This is a genomic window from Burkholderia sp. Nafp2/4-1b, from assembly GCF_003635165.1.
Lineage (GTDB): Bacteria > Pseudomonadota > Gammaproteobacteria > Burkholderiales > Burkholderiaceae > Burkholderia.
In genome coordinates this window covers 1-16,021 of sequence record NZ_ML058605.1, presented here as the reverse complement: position 1 = coordinate 16,021, position 16,021 = coordinate 1, and the positions used below count along the sequence as shown (strand labels likewise).

At 71.0% G+C, this 16,021-nt stretch carries 16 protein-coding genes; 10 read left to right on the top strand and 6 right to left on the bottom strand.

The window, feature by feature from the left end; genetic code table 11:
- Positions 1-20 precede the first annotated feature (20 nt).
- The 4 genes from C7H84_RS14115 to C7H84_RS14100 form a co-directional block, all read right to left on the bottom strand.
- Entirely contained in the window at positions 21-827 is an 807-nt protein-coding gene (locus C7H84_RS14115; RefSeq protein WP_121859366.1) for a glycosyltransferase family 2 protein, read from the bottom strand.
- Between the two features lie 125 nt (positions 828-952).
- Positions 953-2,263, bottom strand: a complete 1,311-nt coding sequence (locus C7H84_RS14110; RefSeq protein ID WP_121859365.1) for an endoribonuclease L-PSP — start codon at positions 2,261-2,263, stop codon at positions 953-955.
- 86 nt (positions 2,264-2,349) lie between these two features.
- Complete coding sequence (gene fabG / locus C7H84_RS14105; RefSeq protein WP_121859662.1) at positions 2,350-3,066, bottom strand: 3-oxoacyl-ACP reductase FabG; 717 nt, start codon at positions 3,064-3,066, stop codon at positions 2,350-2,352.
- Between the two features lie 129 nt (positions 3,067-3,195).
- Positions 3,196-3,480 carry a phosphopantetheine-binding protein gene (locus C7H84_RS14100; RefSeq protein WP_121859364.1) on the bottom strand — a complete coding sequence of 95 codons (285 nt, stop codon included), beginning with the start codon at positions 3,478-3,480 and terminating at the stop codon, positions 3,196-3,198.
- A 589-nt stretch (positions 3,481-4,069) separates the two neighbouring features.
- Here C7H84_RS14100 and C7H84_RS14095 point away from each other — a divergent pair.
- From C7H84_RS14095 to C7H84_RS14050, 10 genes are all read left to right on the top strand, one after another.
- The gene (locus C7H84_RS14095) at positions 4,070-4,714 is read left to right on the top strand and encodes a hypothetical protein (RefSeq protein ID WP_121859363.1); all 645 of its coding nucleotides are present in this window, start codon (positions 4,070-4,072) and stop codon (positions 4,712-4,714) included.
- 65 nt (positions 4,715-4,779) lie between these two features.
- Entirely contained in the window at positions 4,780-6,567 is a 1,788-nt protein-coding gene (locus tag C7H84_RS14090; RefSeq protein WP_121859362.1) for an AMP-binding protein, read from the top strand.
- Positions 6,564-7,538 carry an acyl-CoA synthetase gene (locus C7H84_RS14085; RefSeq protein WP_121859361.1) on the top strand — a complete coding sequence of 325 codons (975 nt, stop codon included), beginning with the start codon at positions 6,564-6,566 and terminating at the stop codon, positions 7,536-7,538. The genes C7H84_RS14090 and C7H84_RS14085 overlap by 4 nt, the downstream gene beginning before the upstream one ends.
- The gene (locus C7H84_RS14080; protein ID WP_121859360.1) at positions 7,535-8,185 is read left to right on the top strand and encodes an outer membrane lipoprotein carrier protein LolA; all 651 of its coding nucleotides are present in this window, start codon (positions 7,535-7,537) and stop codon (positions 8,183-8,185) included. Before C7H84_RS14085 ends, C7H84_RS14080 begins: the two co-directional genes overlap by 4 nt.
- Positions 8,185-10,677, top strand: a complete 2,493-nt coding sequence (locus C7H84_RS14075) for an MMPL family transporter (RefSeq protein ID WP_121859359.1) — start codon at positions 8,185-8,187, stop codon at positions 10,675-10,677. The genes C7H84_RS14080 and C7H84_RS14075 overlap by 1 nt, the downstream gene beginning before the upstream one ends.
- A complete protein-coding gene (locus C7H84_RS14070; RefSeq protein WP_121859358.1) occupies positions 10,674-11,567 on the top strand; it encodes a polysaccharide deacetylase family protein in 894 nt (297 codons plus the stop codon). Before C7H84_RS14075 ends, C7H84_RS14070 begins: the two co-directional genes overlap by 4 nt.
- Positions 11,568-11,630: 63 nt before the next feature.
- Entirely contained in the window at positions 11,631-12,854 is a 1,224-nt protein-coding gene (locus C7H84_RS14065) for a beta-ketoacyl-[acyl-carrier-protein] synthase family protein (protein ID WP_121859357.1), read from the top strand.
- A complete protein-coding gene (locus C7H84_RS14060) occupies positions 12,851-13,669 on the top strand; it encodes a beta-ketoacyl synthase chain length factor (RefSeq protein WP_121859356.1) in 819 nt (272 codons plus the stop codon). The genes C7H84_RS14065 and C7H84_RS14060 overlap by 4 nt, the downstream gene beginning before the upstream one ends.
- On the top strand, positions 13,666-14,211 hold the full coding sequence (locus C7H84_RS14055) for a hotdog family protein (protein ID WP_121859355.1): 546 nt from the start codon (positions 13,666-13,668) through the stop codon (positions 14,209-14,211). Before C7H84_RS14060 ends, C7H84_RS14055 begins: the two co-directional genes overlap by 4 nt.
- Positions 14,208-14,528 (top strand): hypothetical protein, encoded by a 321-nt coding sequence (locus tag C7H84_RS14050; RefSeq protein WP_121859354.1) that lies wholly within the window; start codon positions 14,208-14,210, stop codon positions 14,526-14,528. The genes C7H84_RS14055 and C7H84_RS14050 overlap by 4 nt, the downstream gene beginning before the upstream one ends.
- 81 nt (positions 14,529-14,609) lie before the next feature.
- On the opposite strand, the gene C7H84_RS14045 is transcribed toward C7H84_RS14050, so the two are convergent.
- Complete coding sequence (locus tag C7H84_RS14045) at positions 14,610-14,810, bottom strand: hypothetical protein (protein WP_121859353.1); 201 nt, start codon at positions 14,808-14,810, stop codon at positions 14,610-14,612.
- Positions 14,811-15,011: 201 nt separating this feature from the next.
- Positions 15,012-15,755 carry an acetoacetyl-CoA reductase gene (phbB, locus tag C7H84_RS14040; protein WP_121859352.1) on the bottom strand — a complete coding sequence of 248 codons (744 nt, stop codon included), beginning with the start codon at positions 15,753-15,755 and terminating at the stop codon, positions 15,012-15,014.
- Positions 15,756-16,021: the final 266 nt, after the last annotated feature.

Genomic DNA, 16,021 nt, shown 5'->3' with positions numbered 1-16,021 from the left:
GATTGATTCAGTAAGTGCAATCAATCGCCGTGACCGGGCGCTCGGCTGAACGTGGAACGCGACCGGCGCGTGAGGCGTCGCGCGACCAGCATCGGCAGCCGCACCACGAAACCGGCGAAAAGCCGCAGGTGCATCCATGCGAGCAACGCGTTGTCGCGGCCATAGTGGAAATGCGACACGCCGCCTTCGTGCGCGCCGAAGTAGCGCACCGGCGCTTCGATGCGCAACGGCTGCACGCCGGCCCAGCACAGCCGCACGGCGGCTTCCGGATCGAAGTCGAAGCCGCGCATCCACGGCTGCCGGTGCATGATCGCCGCGAGCGGCGCGATCGGATACACGCGAAAGCCGTACAGCGAATCGCCGATCCCGGCCCACAGCGTCTCGAGGTCGGCCCATCCGTTCGACAGCCGCCGGCCCTGCACGCGCAGCTGCGGCGCGCTCGCGTCGAACTTCGGCAGGCCCAGCACCATCGCGTCCGGCGTCGCCTGGGACACGGCCATGAATTCGGGAATCAGGTTGGCCGGATGCTGGCCGTCGGAATCCATCGTCAGCACGTGCGTGAAGCCGGCCGCGGTCGCCGCGTCGAGCCCAGCGAGCACCGCCGCGCCCTTGCCGCGGTTCTCCGGCAGCACGATCACGCGCAGCCCCGGGTCGCGGTCGGCCATCGCCTGCAGCCGCTCGGCACTGCCGTCGGTGCTGCCGTCGACGACGACCCACACCGGATTCCACTGCGCACGGGCATTGCGCACGGTCGTGTCGACCTTGGCGCCCGGGTTGTAGCTCGGAATCAGCACGAGATGGGTGGACGAGGCGTGCAGCTTGGACATGGGAACGGCCGATTGCGAAGACGATGATCCTGACAAAAGTTTATGACCTGCCGGCGACCGCCGACAGGCTTCGTCGGCCTCGCCCGCACGCGGCGACGGTTCGCGCAGCGACAGGCCCGTGCGCTTCACGACAGTTGCTCCAGCGGATGGCCGGCGCTCGCGTCGATCTCGACCAGCAGATCGTCGCGGCACACGTCCGCGTGGACAAACAGCGACCGCACGTCGGAGCCGGCCGCCTCGCGCAGCACGCGCTCGATCGCGGCGAGCGCCGCGGCGTCGCCCGCGTCGCGCACGTAGACGCGATAACTCAGGTCCGCGAGCGTGAACGGGCCGTGCGCCTGCCGCGCGGCCTGTTCGAGCACGGCTTGCAGGTTCGCGATCGTCTCGCGCGTTTGCGCGACGACGTCGCCGCGATGCACGGTGCGGTGCCCGACGATGCTGGCGGTGCCCGACACGAACAGCAGCGCCGCCTCATCGGCAGCGCCGTCGCGCCATGCGGCCGCGCGCGCGAACGTCGGCGCCCGCGGGCCGTACTCGGCCGGGTAGTGATACGCGCTGACCTGGCGCGGATTCTCGACCGGATCGGCCGGCGTGCGGCTCGCGATGAAATGGATCGCGAGCGGCGCGGCCGGCGGCATGTCGCCCGCGACCGGCACGACGGAACCGAGCGCACACGCGGCCGGCACGCCGCCCGTCAGCGCGCGGCGGCACGCGTCGAATGCACGCTGCCTGCCGATATTGAACTGACGATAGCGCTCGATCCCGAACTGCTGCGAGTTGATCGCCGGCACGGTGTTCCAGATCCGCAGCGGATGCGGCGTGCCGAGCGTATCGAGCACGTCGAACAGCGCGCGGTACGCATCGTAGGTCGCCCGTTCGAGCGGCGTGCCGCCGTCGCGATCCGCATCGGCCGCCTGTTGCGCTTCCGCTTCCTGCACGACGATGCTGCCGAACACGAGCCCGGCCCTTTCGCTGTAGCGGTACTGCAGCGCACCGCGCCGTTCGCTGCGCAGATCGCGCGCGTCGCACTGCCAGATCTCGCAGACCGCGCCTGCGTGGGCGTGGCTGCCCGCGTCGAGCAGCGCCATCTGCACCGGAGCGATGGGCAGCTCGGGCGCGGCGCCGGCCAGCATCCGCGCGATCGCATCCGCGGGCGAATCGTCTGTTGAACCGTCCGTGGAATCGTCCGACGAAGCGGCCGCGCCGATGCACACCGCACCCAGTGCGCCGGGAAACACGTGGTCGAATGCGTCGCCGCGGCGTTGCGCATCGTGCAGCCGCGCCGCCAGCCGCGCGCGATCGATCCGGACGAGTCGCAACGCATGGTTGCCGCGCTCCGCGGCGGGTTCGGCGTCGATGGGTGCGTGCGCGACCGCGCTCGTAGCGGACGACCGGGAACACGCGCGCCGTTCGGCGTCGACTGAATGCACTGACACTTCGATTTCCTCACTATGCTGCGCGGCCTCGCGGCACGGGAGCCACGTGGTCGCTGCGCGTCAAGCCGACGCAGCGCGCGTCGTCGTCATGCGAGCCCGCCGTTGACGGACAGCACCTGTCCCGTCACATAGGCGGCCGCATCGGATACCAGATACGCGACCATCGCCGCGACTTCGTCGGGCCGGCCCGCGCGTTGCGCCGGCACGAGCTGCTTGATCCGTTCCGCGGGAAACGCGTGCTCGGCCATCGGCGATTCGATGATGCCCGGCGCGACCGCGTTCACGGTGATGCCGCGCGACGCGAGTTCGAGCGACAGCGACTTCGTCGCGCCGATCAGCCCCGCCTTCGCGGCCGCGTAGTTGACCTGCCCGCGGTTGCCGGTCACGCCGGCGACCGATGCGATGTTGACGATCCGTCCGCGCCGCGTGCGGATCATCGGCAGCAACAGCGGCTGCGTGACGTTGAAAAAGCCGTTGAGCGTCACGTCGATCACGCTGTGCCATTGCTGGCGCGACATGCCGGCCATCGGCGCGTCGTCGTGAATGCCTGCGTTGTTGACGAGGATCTGCACCGGCGCGTCGTCGATGAACGGCGCGAGCGCGGCGCGCGTCGCGTCCGCATCGGTCACGTCGAACGCGATCGCATGCGCGGTGCCGCCGGCCGCGACGATCTGCTGCGCGACCGCGTCGGCCTGCGCGAGATTCCGGTTCGCGTGCACCCAGACTTCGTGGCCGGCCTGCGCGAGCATCGTGCAGATCGCCTGCCCGAGTGCGCCGCTGCCGCCCGTTACGAGCGCCCGCATCGAATTGCTCCGTTCATCGCGTTTCACCTCGATCGACGCGGCGGCGTATCGTCCAGCGACCGCCGCCACGTGCCTTCCTCTTCTACGCGATGCGACGCGACGCGACGCATCGCACTCGCATGCGCGCCGTCACTTCGTGCGATGCGCGGCGACGTATTCGGCAAGCGCGCCGAGCGTCGCGAAGATCTTCTGGTTGTCCGGATTGTCCGAGCGCAGCTCGAAGCCGTACTTCTTCGAGATCAGCAGCGCGATTTCCAGGATGTCGATGGAGTCGAGCCCGAAGCCCTCGCCATAGAGCGGGGTCCCGGCCGTCACCGTGTCGAGCGGGACGTCTTCGAGATTCAGTTCGCCGATGATCAGCGTGGCGAGCTCTTGTTCGAGTGCGTTCATCATGCTTGCGGGCAGGCGGCCCACGGCAGCGGAAGGCGCGCGGAAACGGTCACTGTCGTGCACGCCCGGCGGGTGCGACGCGCGAGCGAATCTCCGTCCCTCCGGCGTCTGCCGGCGTCCCCGCCTGCGTTATTGGGGATCATTTGTAAAAGTTACGCGGATTCTAGACGATGGGTATCGGTGCGTATACCGTGAATGGTTACAGACTGAAGGGCCCCCGCCGCAGCCGGTTTCGGGACCGGAACGCACCAGACGCTTGAGCCGCTTCGGATGGAAATGAATCGCCGCGACGAAAGCGTCGGTGCGCTGCCATACATTCGGTTACAAAACCCGATCGCGCCCGCCTCGAACCGTCGCGTCGGGGCCCTAAAATGTGCGTGCACGACAGCCGGCCGGAACTGCGTCCCGGTCACCATTCATATGATGTTTGACGGCTTGACCCCCGCGTCCGGCCTACGATTCGCCCGATGTTTTCAGCAGCCATGCCGCTTCCGTCCATTCGTCCCGCTATGGTTTGTCCGCGCGTTTGCCGCCGTGCCGCGACAGTCGGCGGCCTCGCGTGCCCGCATCAGCGCCCGCGGCCGCAGCGGCGCCCCGCACCCGGAGCGCCGCGATGAACTCGCCGCTCGGCATCGCGCGCGGAGCCGGCGCGGTCGCTGCGGTGGCCGCGTACCAGATTGGCGCGCACTACGCGGCCGCGACGCCCGGCGCGCACGGCTTCGGCCTCGCGATGGCGCTCGTGCCGCCGCTGCTGCTCGCGCTCGGCGCGGCGCTGCGCTCGCCGCGGCGTGCATGGCTCGTGCCGGCGTGGCTGCTCGCGGCCGTCGCGCTGTGGGCCGCGCGCATTCCGCTCGCGCGTCATTTCGAATGGGGCCTGTATCTCGAGCATGCGAGCTTCAACCTCGCGATGGCGCTGCTGTTTGGCCGCACCCTCGCGGCCGGCCAGGTGCCGTTGTGCACGCGCTTCGCGACGGTGATCCACGGCACGATCTCGCCGGCCGTCGCGCGCTACACGCGGCAAATCACGCTCGCGTGGACGCTGTTCTTCGTCGCGACCGCCGCCGTGTCGACGCTGTTGTTCGCGACCGCGCCGATCGTCACGTGGTCCACGTTCGCGAACTACCTGTCGCTGCCGCTCGTCGCCGTGATGTTCGCCGCCGAACATGCGTGCCGGCGCTTCGCGCTGCCGCACGACGCACGGCCGCGGATGGTCGACGCGGTGCGCGCGTATCGCGCATCGACGCAGCCGTCACGATGAATTCATGGCCGGCGCGGCGCCGCATCGCGGCCGCGCCGGCGCTTGCCTTCCGCCTTGAACGATTTATGCCGACTCACCCGCTGGTATTCCACTCCTCGCCGGACCAGACGATCGCCTGGCGCGACGGCACGCCCGTCACCGTGCGCACGTTCGTCGCCGACGTCGCGCGCGTCGCGGCGTTGCTGCCCGCCGGCGGCCACGTGTTCAACGTGTGCCGCGACCGCTACCGCTTCGCGGTCAGCCTGTGCGCGGCGCTCGTCGCCGGCAAGATCAGCCTGCTGCCGTCGACGCACACGCCGGAAATGGTGCGCCAGCTCGCGACGTTCGCGCCGGACGCGTTCTGCCTGCACGACACGCAGGACTGCACGATCGACCTGCCGCGCTTCGCGTATCCGGACGCGGCCTCCGCTGAACCGGCCGCACCAGCCGGCCGCGGCGACGATGCACCGTGCGTCGTGCCGCAAATCGACGCAGCGCGGATCATGGCGTACGTGTTCACGTCCGGCTCGACCGGAGCACCGGTGCCGCACCGCAAGACCTGGGGCTTCCTGGTCGGCTGCGTGCGCGCGGCGGCCGAGCGGCTCGGCCTGCTCGACGGCCGCGCGGCGACGCTGATCGGCACCGTGCCCGCGCAGCACATGTACGGCTTCGAATCGACGGTGCTGCTCGCGCTGATCGGCGGCCTCGCGTTCGGCAACCGCCAGCCGTTCTACCCGGTCGACATTCGCGACGAACTCGACGCGATCCCGCAGCCGCGCGTGCTCGTCACGTCGCCGATCCACCTGCGCGCGCTGCTGTCGGCCGGCCATGCGCTGCCGCCGGCCGCGCTCGTGCTGTCGGCCACCGCGCCGCTGTCGGAAAAGCTCGCATGCGAAGCCGAGGCCGCGCTCGACGCACCGCTCGTCGAGATCTACGGCAGCACCGAGACCGGCCAGATCGCCACGCGCCGCACGTCGCAAGGCGCAGCGTGGCAGTTGTTCCCGGGGATCCGGCTCGACGCGCGCGACGCCGATGACGTCGATCACGCAGCGGACCACGAAGCCGCGAACGACGACAGCGGTCCGACCGTATGGGTGTCGGGCGGGCACGTCGAAGCGCCCGTGCCGATGGGCGATGCACTGGAACTGCTCGGCGACGGCCGGTTCCTGCTGCACGGCCGCAAGGCGGACCTCGTCAACATCGCCGGCAAGCGCACGTCGCTCGCGTATCTGAACCATCAGCTGAACGCGATTGCCGACGTCGTCGACGGCGTGTTCTTCATGCCGGACGAAGCGGCGGCGGCCGATGCCGACGCGACCCGCGAGCCGGTCACGCGCCTCGTCGCGCTGGTGGTCGCGCCGACGCTCGCCGCGGCCGACCTGCAGCGCGCGCTGCGCGAGCGGATCGATCCGGCGTTCATGCCGCGTCCGCTCGTGTTCGTCGACGCGTTGCCGCGCAACGAAACCGGCAAGCTGCCGCGCGACGTGCTCGCCGCGCTGGTGGCACGTCACACGCGCGCCGCGGCGGCCGACGCGCGCGAGCACACCGCGCCCGACGCGCCGCTCGCGTTCACGATTCCGGCCGATCATCCGGCGCTGCCCGGCCATTTCCCCGGTCATCCGATCGTGCCGGGCGTCGTACTGCTCGATCATGCGATCGCCGCGCTCGGTGCGTCGCTGAAGCGCCCGCTCGATACGTGGCGGCTCGCGTCCGCGAAATTCCTGAGCCCGGTCGCGCCCGGCGAACCGCTCGACCTCGCGTTCGATGCGGCGGCAGGCGGTGCGATCCGCTTCACGCTGCGCGCCGGCGCGCGCGACGTCGCGACCGGCGTGCTGTCCGCGCCGCCTGCCGCGCAGGACGGCGCGCAGCCATGAAGCGGACTGCGTGGGCCGAGCGCCAGGAACGCAGCAACGCGGGGTTGCTGCGCGCGATGACCTGGATCTCGCTGCGGTTCGGCCGGCGGCCGTCGCGCGTCGTGCTGCATGCCATTGCGATCTATTTCGTGCTGTTCTCGCCGGTCGCATGCGCGGCGTCGCGCGACTACCTGCGCCGCGTGCTCGGCCGTCCCGCGCGCTGGCGCGACGTGTACCGGCACGTGTTCACGTTCGCCGCGACGATCCACGACCGCCTCTACCTGATGAACGGCCGCTTCGACCTGTTCGACATCCGGCTGCACGGCGAGACGCGCGTCGACGACGCGCTCGCCGGCGGGCGCGGCGTGTTCCTGATGGGCGCGCATCTCGGCAGCTTCGAAGTCGTCCGCGCAATCGGCCGCACGCGTCCGGACCTGCGCGTCGTCGTCACGATGTTCGAAGAGAACGCGCGCAAGATCAACGCGACGCTCGCCGCGGTGAATCCCGCCGCGAAGCCGGAAGTGATTCCGCTCGGGCAGGTCGACTCGATGCTGAAGGTGCGCGAGCGCCTCGACGCGAACTGCATGGTCGGGATGCTCGCCGACCGCACGCTGCTCGACGACGCGGCCGCGTCGCTGCGGCGGCTGCCGCTGCTCGGCGCGCCGGCCGCGTTCCCGCTCGGGCCGCTGTACATGGCCGCGATGCTGCGGCGTCCGGTGCTGTTCATGACGGGCCTCTATCGCGACGGCAACCGCTACGATGTGCACTTCGAGACGCTCGCCGACTTCTCCGACGTGCGCCGCGACACGCGCGCGGCGGCCGTCGATGCGGCGCTCAAGCGTTACGTCGCGCTGGTCGACCGATACTGTCGCGCGGCACCGTACAACTGGTTCAACTATTTCGATTTCTGGCAGACCGGCGAGGCCGCCACGCACCGCGACGCGGCGCACGCGTGCGCCGACCTGTCCGCCGTGAGAGATTCCGACGCATGACCGCCATTCGCCGCTTCCTGTTGCCGTTCCCGCCGACGCTTCGGCGCGCACTTGCGCCGCGCCGCGCCGCGCGCCTGTTGGCCGTCACGGCCGCCGTCGCGCTCGCGCTGCCCGCGCACGCGGCCGACACCGCTTCGGCGTGGACCCTCGACCGGCTGATGTCGACGCTCGCGCAGCACAAGTCCGGGCGCGCGACGTTCACCGAGACGAAGACGCTGTCGATCGCCACGCAACCGGTCGAATCGTCGGGCGAGCTCGTGTTCGTCGCACCCGACCATCTCGAGAAGCACACGCTGAGCCCGAAGCCCGAACACCTGGTCGTCGACGGCGACATGCTCACCGTCGAGCGCAACAACCGCAAGTACACGCTCGCGCTCGCGCGCTATCCGGAACTCGGCGCGTTCATCGACAGCATCCGTGCGACGCTCGCCGGCAACCGCTACGCGCTCGAGCAGGTCTACAAGGTCGCGCTCGCCGGGCGCGGCGACGACTGGACCCTGACGCTCACGCCGCTCGACTCGCGGATGCTGAAGGTCGTCAGCACGATCACGCTCGACGGCACGCGCGACGTGTTGCGCAGCGTCGCGATCCGGCAGGCCGACGGCGACCATTCGCTGATGCGCCTGCAACCCGTCCCGGCGAACTGATGGACCAACCTACCCGGCCGCCCGCCGCCGCCACGCGCCACCTGCCCGCGTGGCGGCAGCGCGCCGTGCTCGTGTGGCTGCTCGCGCTCGTCGCATGCGGGATCGCGGTTGCGCGCGCGAACTTCACGGCCGACCTGTCCGCGTTCCTGCCGCGCGCGCCGAGCGCCGGGCAGCGCGTGCTCGTCGATCAACTGCGCGACGGCATCGTGTCGCGGCTGATCCTCGTCGCGATCGACGGCGGCGATGCAACGACGCGGGCCGCACTGTCGAAGCGCGTCGCCGGCACGCTGCGCGCCGATCCGCAATTCTCGGCGATCAACAACGGCGAAGCCGTGAACGACGCGCGCGACCAGCAGTTCGTGTTCGACCATCGCTACCTGCTGAGCCCGGCCGTCACGCCGCGGCGCTTCAGCGCGGACGGCCTGCACCAGGCGCTCGGCGACAGCCTCGACCTGCTGAGCTCGTCGGCGGGGCTCGTCGCGAAGGCGATGCTGCCGCGCGACCCGACCGGCGAAGTGACGGCGCTCGTCGATCAGCTCGACAGCGGTACGCAGCCCGCGATGCGCGACGGCGTATGGGCGTCGCGCGACGGCGCGCGCGCGGTCCTCGTCGTCCAGACGGCCGCGGCCGGCTCCGACACCGACGCGCAGGCACGCGCGATCGACGCGGTGCGCCGCGCGTTTTCCGCTGCGACGCGCACGCTGCCGAACCCGGCCGCGTACACGCTCGCGATGACCGGCCCCGGCGTGTTCTCGGTCGACTCGCGCGACACGATCCGGCACGACGTCGAGCGGCTGTCGACCGCGAGCGTCGTGCTGATCGTCGCGCTGCTGCTGACGCTGTACCGCTCGCCGCGCACGCTCGCGCTCGGATTGCTGCCGGTACTCACCGGCATCGCGGCCGGAATCGCGGCGGTCAGCGTCGCGTTCGGCACGGTTCACGGGCTGACGCTCGGTTTCGGCACGACGCTGATCGGCGAGGCCGTCGACTATTCGATCTATCTGTTCGTGCAATCGGCGCAGGCCGGCTCGCGCGGCGGCATGCGGCCCGCCGACGCAACGCGTGCATGGGTTGCGGCCTACTGGCCGACGATCCGGCTCGGCGTGCTGACGTCCGTGTGCGGTTTCGCGTCGATGCTGTTCTCCGGCTTTCCGGGCCTCGTTCAGCTCGGGCTGTACTCGATCGCCGGGCTGACGGCCGCCGCGCTCATCACGCGCTTCGTGCTGCCGCACCTGCGCGGCGAGCACGTCGCGATTCGCGACGTGTCGCGCGTCGGCGCGGTGCTCGCACGGGCGGCCGCTGCGGCGCCGCGGTTGCGCTGGCCGCTCGCCGTGCTCGTGCTCGCCGCATGCGCGACGCTCGCGCTGCATCGCGACGGCCTGTGGAGCCGCGAGCTCGCCGCACTGAGCCCCGTTCCCGCCCGCGCGCAGGCCCTCGATGCGCGCCTGCGCGCCGATGTCGGCGCACCGGACGTGCGCTACCTCGTCGTGATTTCCGCGCCGACCGAACAGGCCGCGCTCGAACGCGCGGAGAAAGTCGCCGCGCAGTTGCAGCCGCTCGTCGAGCGCGGCGCGCTCGCGGGCTTCGAAAGTCCCGCGCGCTACCTGCCGAGCGACGCTGCACAACGCGCGCGCCAGGCGAGCCTGCCGAGTGCGGACGCGCTCGCCGCGCGAATGCGCGAGGCCGTCGCGAACCAGTCGATCGCGGTCAGGCCCGAGCTGTTCGCACCGTTCATCGCCGATGTCGAAGCCGCGCGCCACGCACCGCTGCTCACGCGCGCGGACCTGCGCGGCACGTCGATGGCGCTCGCGGTCGATGCGTTGCTGACCGAACGCGCGGGCCGCTGGAGCGCGATGCTGCCGCTGCGCGCGCCGAACGCCGCACGCACCGCGTCGGCGGCAACGCCGGCGCTCGATGCCGAGCCGATCCGCGCGGCCGTCGCGCGCGCCGGCGTGCCCGACGCGCTGTTCGTCGACATGAAGGCCGAAGCCGACCGCCTGTACGTGAACTACGTGCACGAAGACATCCGGCTGTCGCTTGCGGGATTCGCGGCGATCGCCGTGCTGCTGCTGATCGCACTGCGCTCGCCGCGCCGGGTCGTGCGCGCGCTCGCACCGCTCGTCGCGGCCGTGCTGGTGGTGACGGCCGGCTTCGCGCTGGCCGGCGTGCAGCTGACGATCCTGCACCTCGTCGGGATGCTGCTGATCGTCGCGGTCGGCTCGAACTACGCGCTGTTCTTCTGCAAGCGCGACGACGCGCAGCCGGTCACGCCGTACACGCTCGTGTCGCTGCTGATCGCGAATCTCGCGACGGTCGCCGGCTTCGGGCTGCTCGCGCTGTCGCGCGTGCCGCTGCTCGAAACCTTCGGGCTGACCGTCGGCCCCGGCGCGATGCTCGCGCTCGCGTTCGCGGCGATTCTCGCGCCGCGTGGTGCGGCCGCAGCCGCGCCCGCGAATAATGCGCATCGTGATCCGACAGGAGGTCGCGCATGAACGCACCGTCGTCCGTTCCGCCGCGCCAGCCCGGCGACGCGCGCCGCTGGAAACCGACGCCGCTGATCGCGGGCACGGCCGCGCTGCACGCGGGCGCGCTCGCGGCCGTCGTCGCGCAGCCAGCCGCGTGGCCGTGGGCCGCCGGTGGCGTGGTCGCGTCGCATCTCGCGCTGACGGCCGCCGGCCTGTGGCCGCGCAGCGCGCTGCTCGGGCCGAACTGGACGCGCCTGCCGGCCGACGCCGGCCGCCGGATCGCGCTGACCATCGACGACGGCCCCGACCCCGACGTGACGCCGCGCGTGCTCGACCTGCTCGATCGCCACGACGCGCGCGCGACGTTCTTCTGCATCGGCGATCTCGCACGCCGTCATCCGCGCTGGATCGAGGCGATCGTCGCACGCGGGCATGCGGTCGAGAATCACAGCCAGCGGCACCGGCATACGTTTTCGCTGTCCGGGCCGGCCGCGCTGCGGCGCGAAATCGCGGCCGCGCAGCAGACGCTGACCGAGCTCGCCGGCACGCGCCCGCGCTTCTTCCGCGCGCCGGCCGGGCTGCGCAATCCGTTTCTCGAGCCGGTGCTGTGCGAGCTGGGCCTGCAACTCGCGAGCTGGACGCGGCGCGGCTTCGACACCCGTGCGCACGATGCGCGCACCGTCACACGCCGCCTGCTGAACGGCCTCGCCGCGCGCGACATCCTGCTCGTACACGACGGCCACGCGGCACGCGACGCGCGCGACGAACCGGTCGTGCTCGAGGTACTGCCGGCGCTGCTGCGCGCGGCCGCCGACGCGCAGTTGCAGTGGACCACGCTGCGCGCCGCGCTCGCGCCCGAGCCGTTCGAACCGCCCGGCGAGCCGGGCCTCCCGGCACCGCCGTTTGATAAAATCTGACCACGTCCGGCGCGCCCGCCAGCCCCGCTGCGGCGCCCGTTCCGGCCACCGGATACGACCCTCGTGAAACCTCTCCTGCTCTCGCACTTCACCGCCACCAGCTGCATCGGCCGCGGCCTCGACGCGACGCTCGACGCGCTGCGCGACGCGCGCGGCGGGCTCACGCCGTGCGACTTCGAACGCGCCGATCTCGACACCTGGATCGGTGCCGTCGACGGTGTCGATGCGCAGCCCGTGCGCGCGGAGCTCGCCGACTTCGAGTGCCGCAACAACCGCCTCGCGCAACTCGGCCTCATGCAGGACGGTTTCGACGCGCGCGTCGCGGCGGCCGTGTCGCGCTACGGCGCCGCGCGCGTCGGCGTGTTCGTCGGCACCAGCACGTCCGGCATCCTGGAGACCGAACGCGCGTACGAGCAGCGCGATCCGGCAAGCGGCGCGCTGCCCGCCGGGTTCCGCTACGCGCACACGCACAACCCGTATTCGCCGGCTGCGTTCGTGCGCGCGTATTTCGCGCTGCGCGGGCCGGCGATGGCGATCTCGTCCGCCTGCTCGTCCGGCGCGAAGGTGTTCGGCTCCGCGCGCCGGATGATCGAGGCCGGGCTGATCGATGCGGCCGTCGTCGGCGGCGTCGATTCGTTGTGCCTGACGACGCTGTACGGCTTCAATTCGCTCGAACTGCTGTCGCGCCAGCCGTGCCGGCCGTTCGACGTCGCGCGCGACGGCATCTCGATCGGCGAAGCGGCGGCATTCGCGCTGCTCGAACGCATGCCGGATGCGCCCGCCGCGCTCGACGACGACGCAATCCTGCTGCTCGGCATCGGCGAATCGAGCGATGCGCATCACATGTCGTCACCGCATCCGGAGGGGCTCGGCGCACGCCTCGCGATCGAGCAGGCGCTCGCGATGGCCGGCCTCGCCGCAACCGACATCGACTACGTGAACCTGCACGGCACCGCGACGCCCAGCAACGATGCCGCCGAAAGCCGCGCAGTGGGCGCGTTGCTCGCGCGCACGCCGTGCAGCTCGACGAAGGGTGCGACCGGGCACACGCTCGGCGCTGCCGGCGCACTCGAAGCGGTCGTCGCCGCGCTCGCGCTGCGCGAGCAGTTCGTGCCGGCCGGCGTCAACACGACGCAACCCGATCCGGCGCTGGCCGCCGACTACGTGCTCGCGAGCCGCGATGCGCGCGTGCGTGCGGTGCTGTCCAATTCGTTCGGCTTCGGCGGCACGAATTGCAGCCTGATCCTCGGCCGCGCCGAGCATGCGAACCGCCGGGAGCCGGCATGACACTCAGCGCCTTCATCGAAAGCGTCGGCCTCGTCGGGCCGGGACTGAACGACTGGCCGCACGCGGCCGACGTGCTCGCGGGCCGCGCGCCCTATGCGAGCGCACGCACCGTGCTGCCGCCGCCCACCGGCCTGCCGCCGGCCGAGCGCCGCCGCACCGGCCCCGTCGTGCGCGTCGCGCTCGCGGTCGGCCTCGCAGCGGCGGCCGCGAGCGGGCGCGATGCCGCGACGCTCGCGACGGTGTTCAGCGCGTCCGGCGGCGACGGCCAGAACTGTCACGCGATCTGCGAGACGCTCGCCGGCGACGATCGCCAGCTGTCGCCCACGCGCTTCCACAATTCCGTGCACAACGCGCCGGCCGGCTACTGGAGCATCGCGACCCGCGCGATGGCCACGTCGAACGTGCTGTGCGCGCACGACGGCAGCTTCGCTGCGGGGCTGCTCGAGAGCCTGTGCCAGGTCGCGGTCGATCGCGTGCCGAGCCTGTTGATCGCGTACGACACCGACTATCCGGAGCCGCTGCGCGCGGTGCGGCCGATCGTCGACGCGTTCGGCGTCGCGCTCGTGTTCGCACCCGACGCGAGCGAACGCACGCTCGCGCGCATCGACGTGCAACTCACCGACGCGCCCGCGACGACGCTTTCGAACCCGGAACTCGACGCGCTGCGCACCGGCAATCCAGCCGCGCGGGCGTTGCCGCTGCTCGACGCGCTCGCCGCCCGGCGCGCGACGCGTGTCGTGCTCGACTATCTGGAAGACGCGCGTGTGCAGGTCGATATCGCGCCGTCGGATGCCGGCCCGGGGCACGCGCAATGAAGACGCTCGTGTTGCCGCCGACACCGACGCAGACTCCGACGCTCGATCGAGCATGGATCGCCGCGCACATTCCGCACGACGGCGCGATGTGCGTGCTCGATCGCGTCGAAGCCTGGGACGCCGTGCGCATCCGCTGCAGCGCGACGAGCCACCGCGATCCGCACAACCCGCTGCGCTCGCGCGGCCGGCTCGCGTCGGTCTGCGGGATCGAATATGCGGCGCAGGCGATGGCCGTGCATGGCGCGTTGCTCGGTGCGCTGCTTGATACGCAACCGGCGCCGACGCCCCCTGCTCGACCGCGCGCCGGCTATCTTGCGAGCGTGCGCAACGTCGACGCGTTCGTCGACCGGCTCGACACGTTCGAGCTGCCGCTCACCGTCGATGCCGAACGGATCGGCGGCGACGATCGCTCCGTGCTGTACGGCTTCGCGCTGCGCTGCGGCGAGCGCGTGCTGCTCAGCGGCCGCGCCGCGGTGATGCTCGATGCATCGGCGGCCGGCACACTCGTTCCGCCGGCTGCGGGCCGCGCGGGCCCTCGATGAATTTGCCTCAAGGAAATCAGGCCGTGAAAGCACGTCAGTTCATTTGTACCGCGTTCGTTGTTGCGCTGATCAGCCCGATCGCGCATGCGGACATGTCCGAAGTGAAGCAGGACATCAAGCGCGATTCGAAGGCAGCCGCGCACAAGACGGGCGAGGCCGCGCGCAGCTTCGGCCATGCGACCGCGAGCGCCGCGAAGACGGTCGGGCACGGCATCGCGCACGCGTCGCGCGAGGGCTGGGATGCCACCAAGCGCACGACAAAGCGGATCTTCCACAAGAATGGTTCGAGCGAAAGCTCGGAGAAAAGCAGCGATTGAGTGCGGCCGTCCCGCACGCCGCGGATTGCATGCGCGGGATGCGGCACGACGCGCGAACGCGCCGGTGCCGCACCGCCACCGTCATCGCGCGCGGCTGCGCGTGCGGCGCGCCGGCCGGCGCGCGAAGCACCTGCCGTACGCGACCAGCCAGCAATCGCGATGATCGAAGTTTCGCAGCAGCCGCGCGCGGCGCCGCTCGAGCCAGTGAAGCGCGATCGCCATCGTCAGCGCGACGGTCAGTGCCGAGCCGCCGATCGCGAGTCCCATCCAGGTGTCACCCATGCCTCCTCCGGAATGTGAGGCCGGTGCGGCGTGCGTGCGGCGACACGGTAGCCGGCGCGCGGGCGCATGAGGCCTGCCGCCTGCGCGGCGAACCTGCTGCGTCCGTGCTCCGTCACCGCGCGCATGCACGCTGCCCCGGCGCTGGATACCGCGGGAGCACGGCCCGGACGCACGCGCGAACGCCGTCCGGGCCGCCGCGCGTCAGTGCATGTGCTGGCCGCCGTTGATCGCGATGTTGGAGCCCGTCACGAAGCCGGCCTCCTCCGAGCACAGATACGCGACCAGCGCCGCGACTTCCTCGGGTTGACCGAGCCGTCCCGCCGGAATCTGCGGAAGGATCTTCGTATCGAGGATGTCCTGCGGAATCGCCGTCACCATCTTCGTCGCGAGATAGCCCGGCGACACCGTGTTCACCGTCACGCCCTTGCGCGCGACTTCGAGCGCGAGCGATTTCGTGAAGCCGTGCATGCCGGCCTTCGCGGCCGCGTAGTTGGTCTGGCCGACCGAGCCCTTCGAGCCGTTGACCGACGCGATGTTGACGATGCGTCCAAAGCCGCGCTCGACCATGCCTTCGGCTACCGGCTTCGTCATGTTGAACACGGAATCGAGGTTCGTGCGGATCACCGCATCCCAGTTGACCTTGTCGAGCTTGCGCAGCGTCATGTCGCGCGTGATGCCCGCGTTGTTCACCAGGATGTCGACCGGGCCGACGTCCCGGACGATCTTCTCGATGCATTGCTGGCACGAATCGTAATCGGCCACGTCGACCGGATACGCGTGGAATTCGCGGCCGGCCGCATGCATCTCGGTCAGCCAGCGATCGGCGCCGGTATTGTTCGGCGAATACGTGACGACGACCTGGTAACCCGCATCGTTCAACCGGATGCTGATCGCTTCGCCCAGACCGCCCATCCCGCCCGTCACAACTGCAATTCGCTTAGTCATCCTATTATTCACCGGTAAATAATTTGATCAATGATGCGAAGCGGCGACATCGCACATGCCGCCGGCCCCACCGCTGCGATGCGCTGGCGCCCGCTATGCGGACGCCGAGCACATCGGGACATCATGCTTGTTGTTGGAGCCTGCCCCGCGCGAAGCGTGCTTCGCGCGTGTGCGGCGCAGGCCGGCGCCGCACGCGTACACGATCCTCAGACGCTGCTCAGTCGCGTTCGACCGCGAGCGCGACACCCATCCCGCCGCCGATGCAC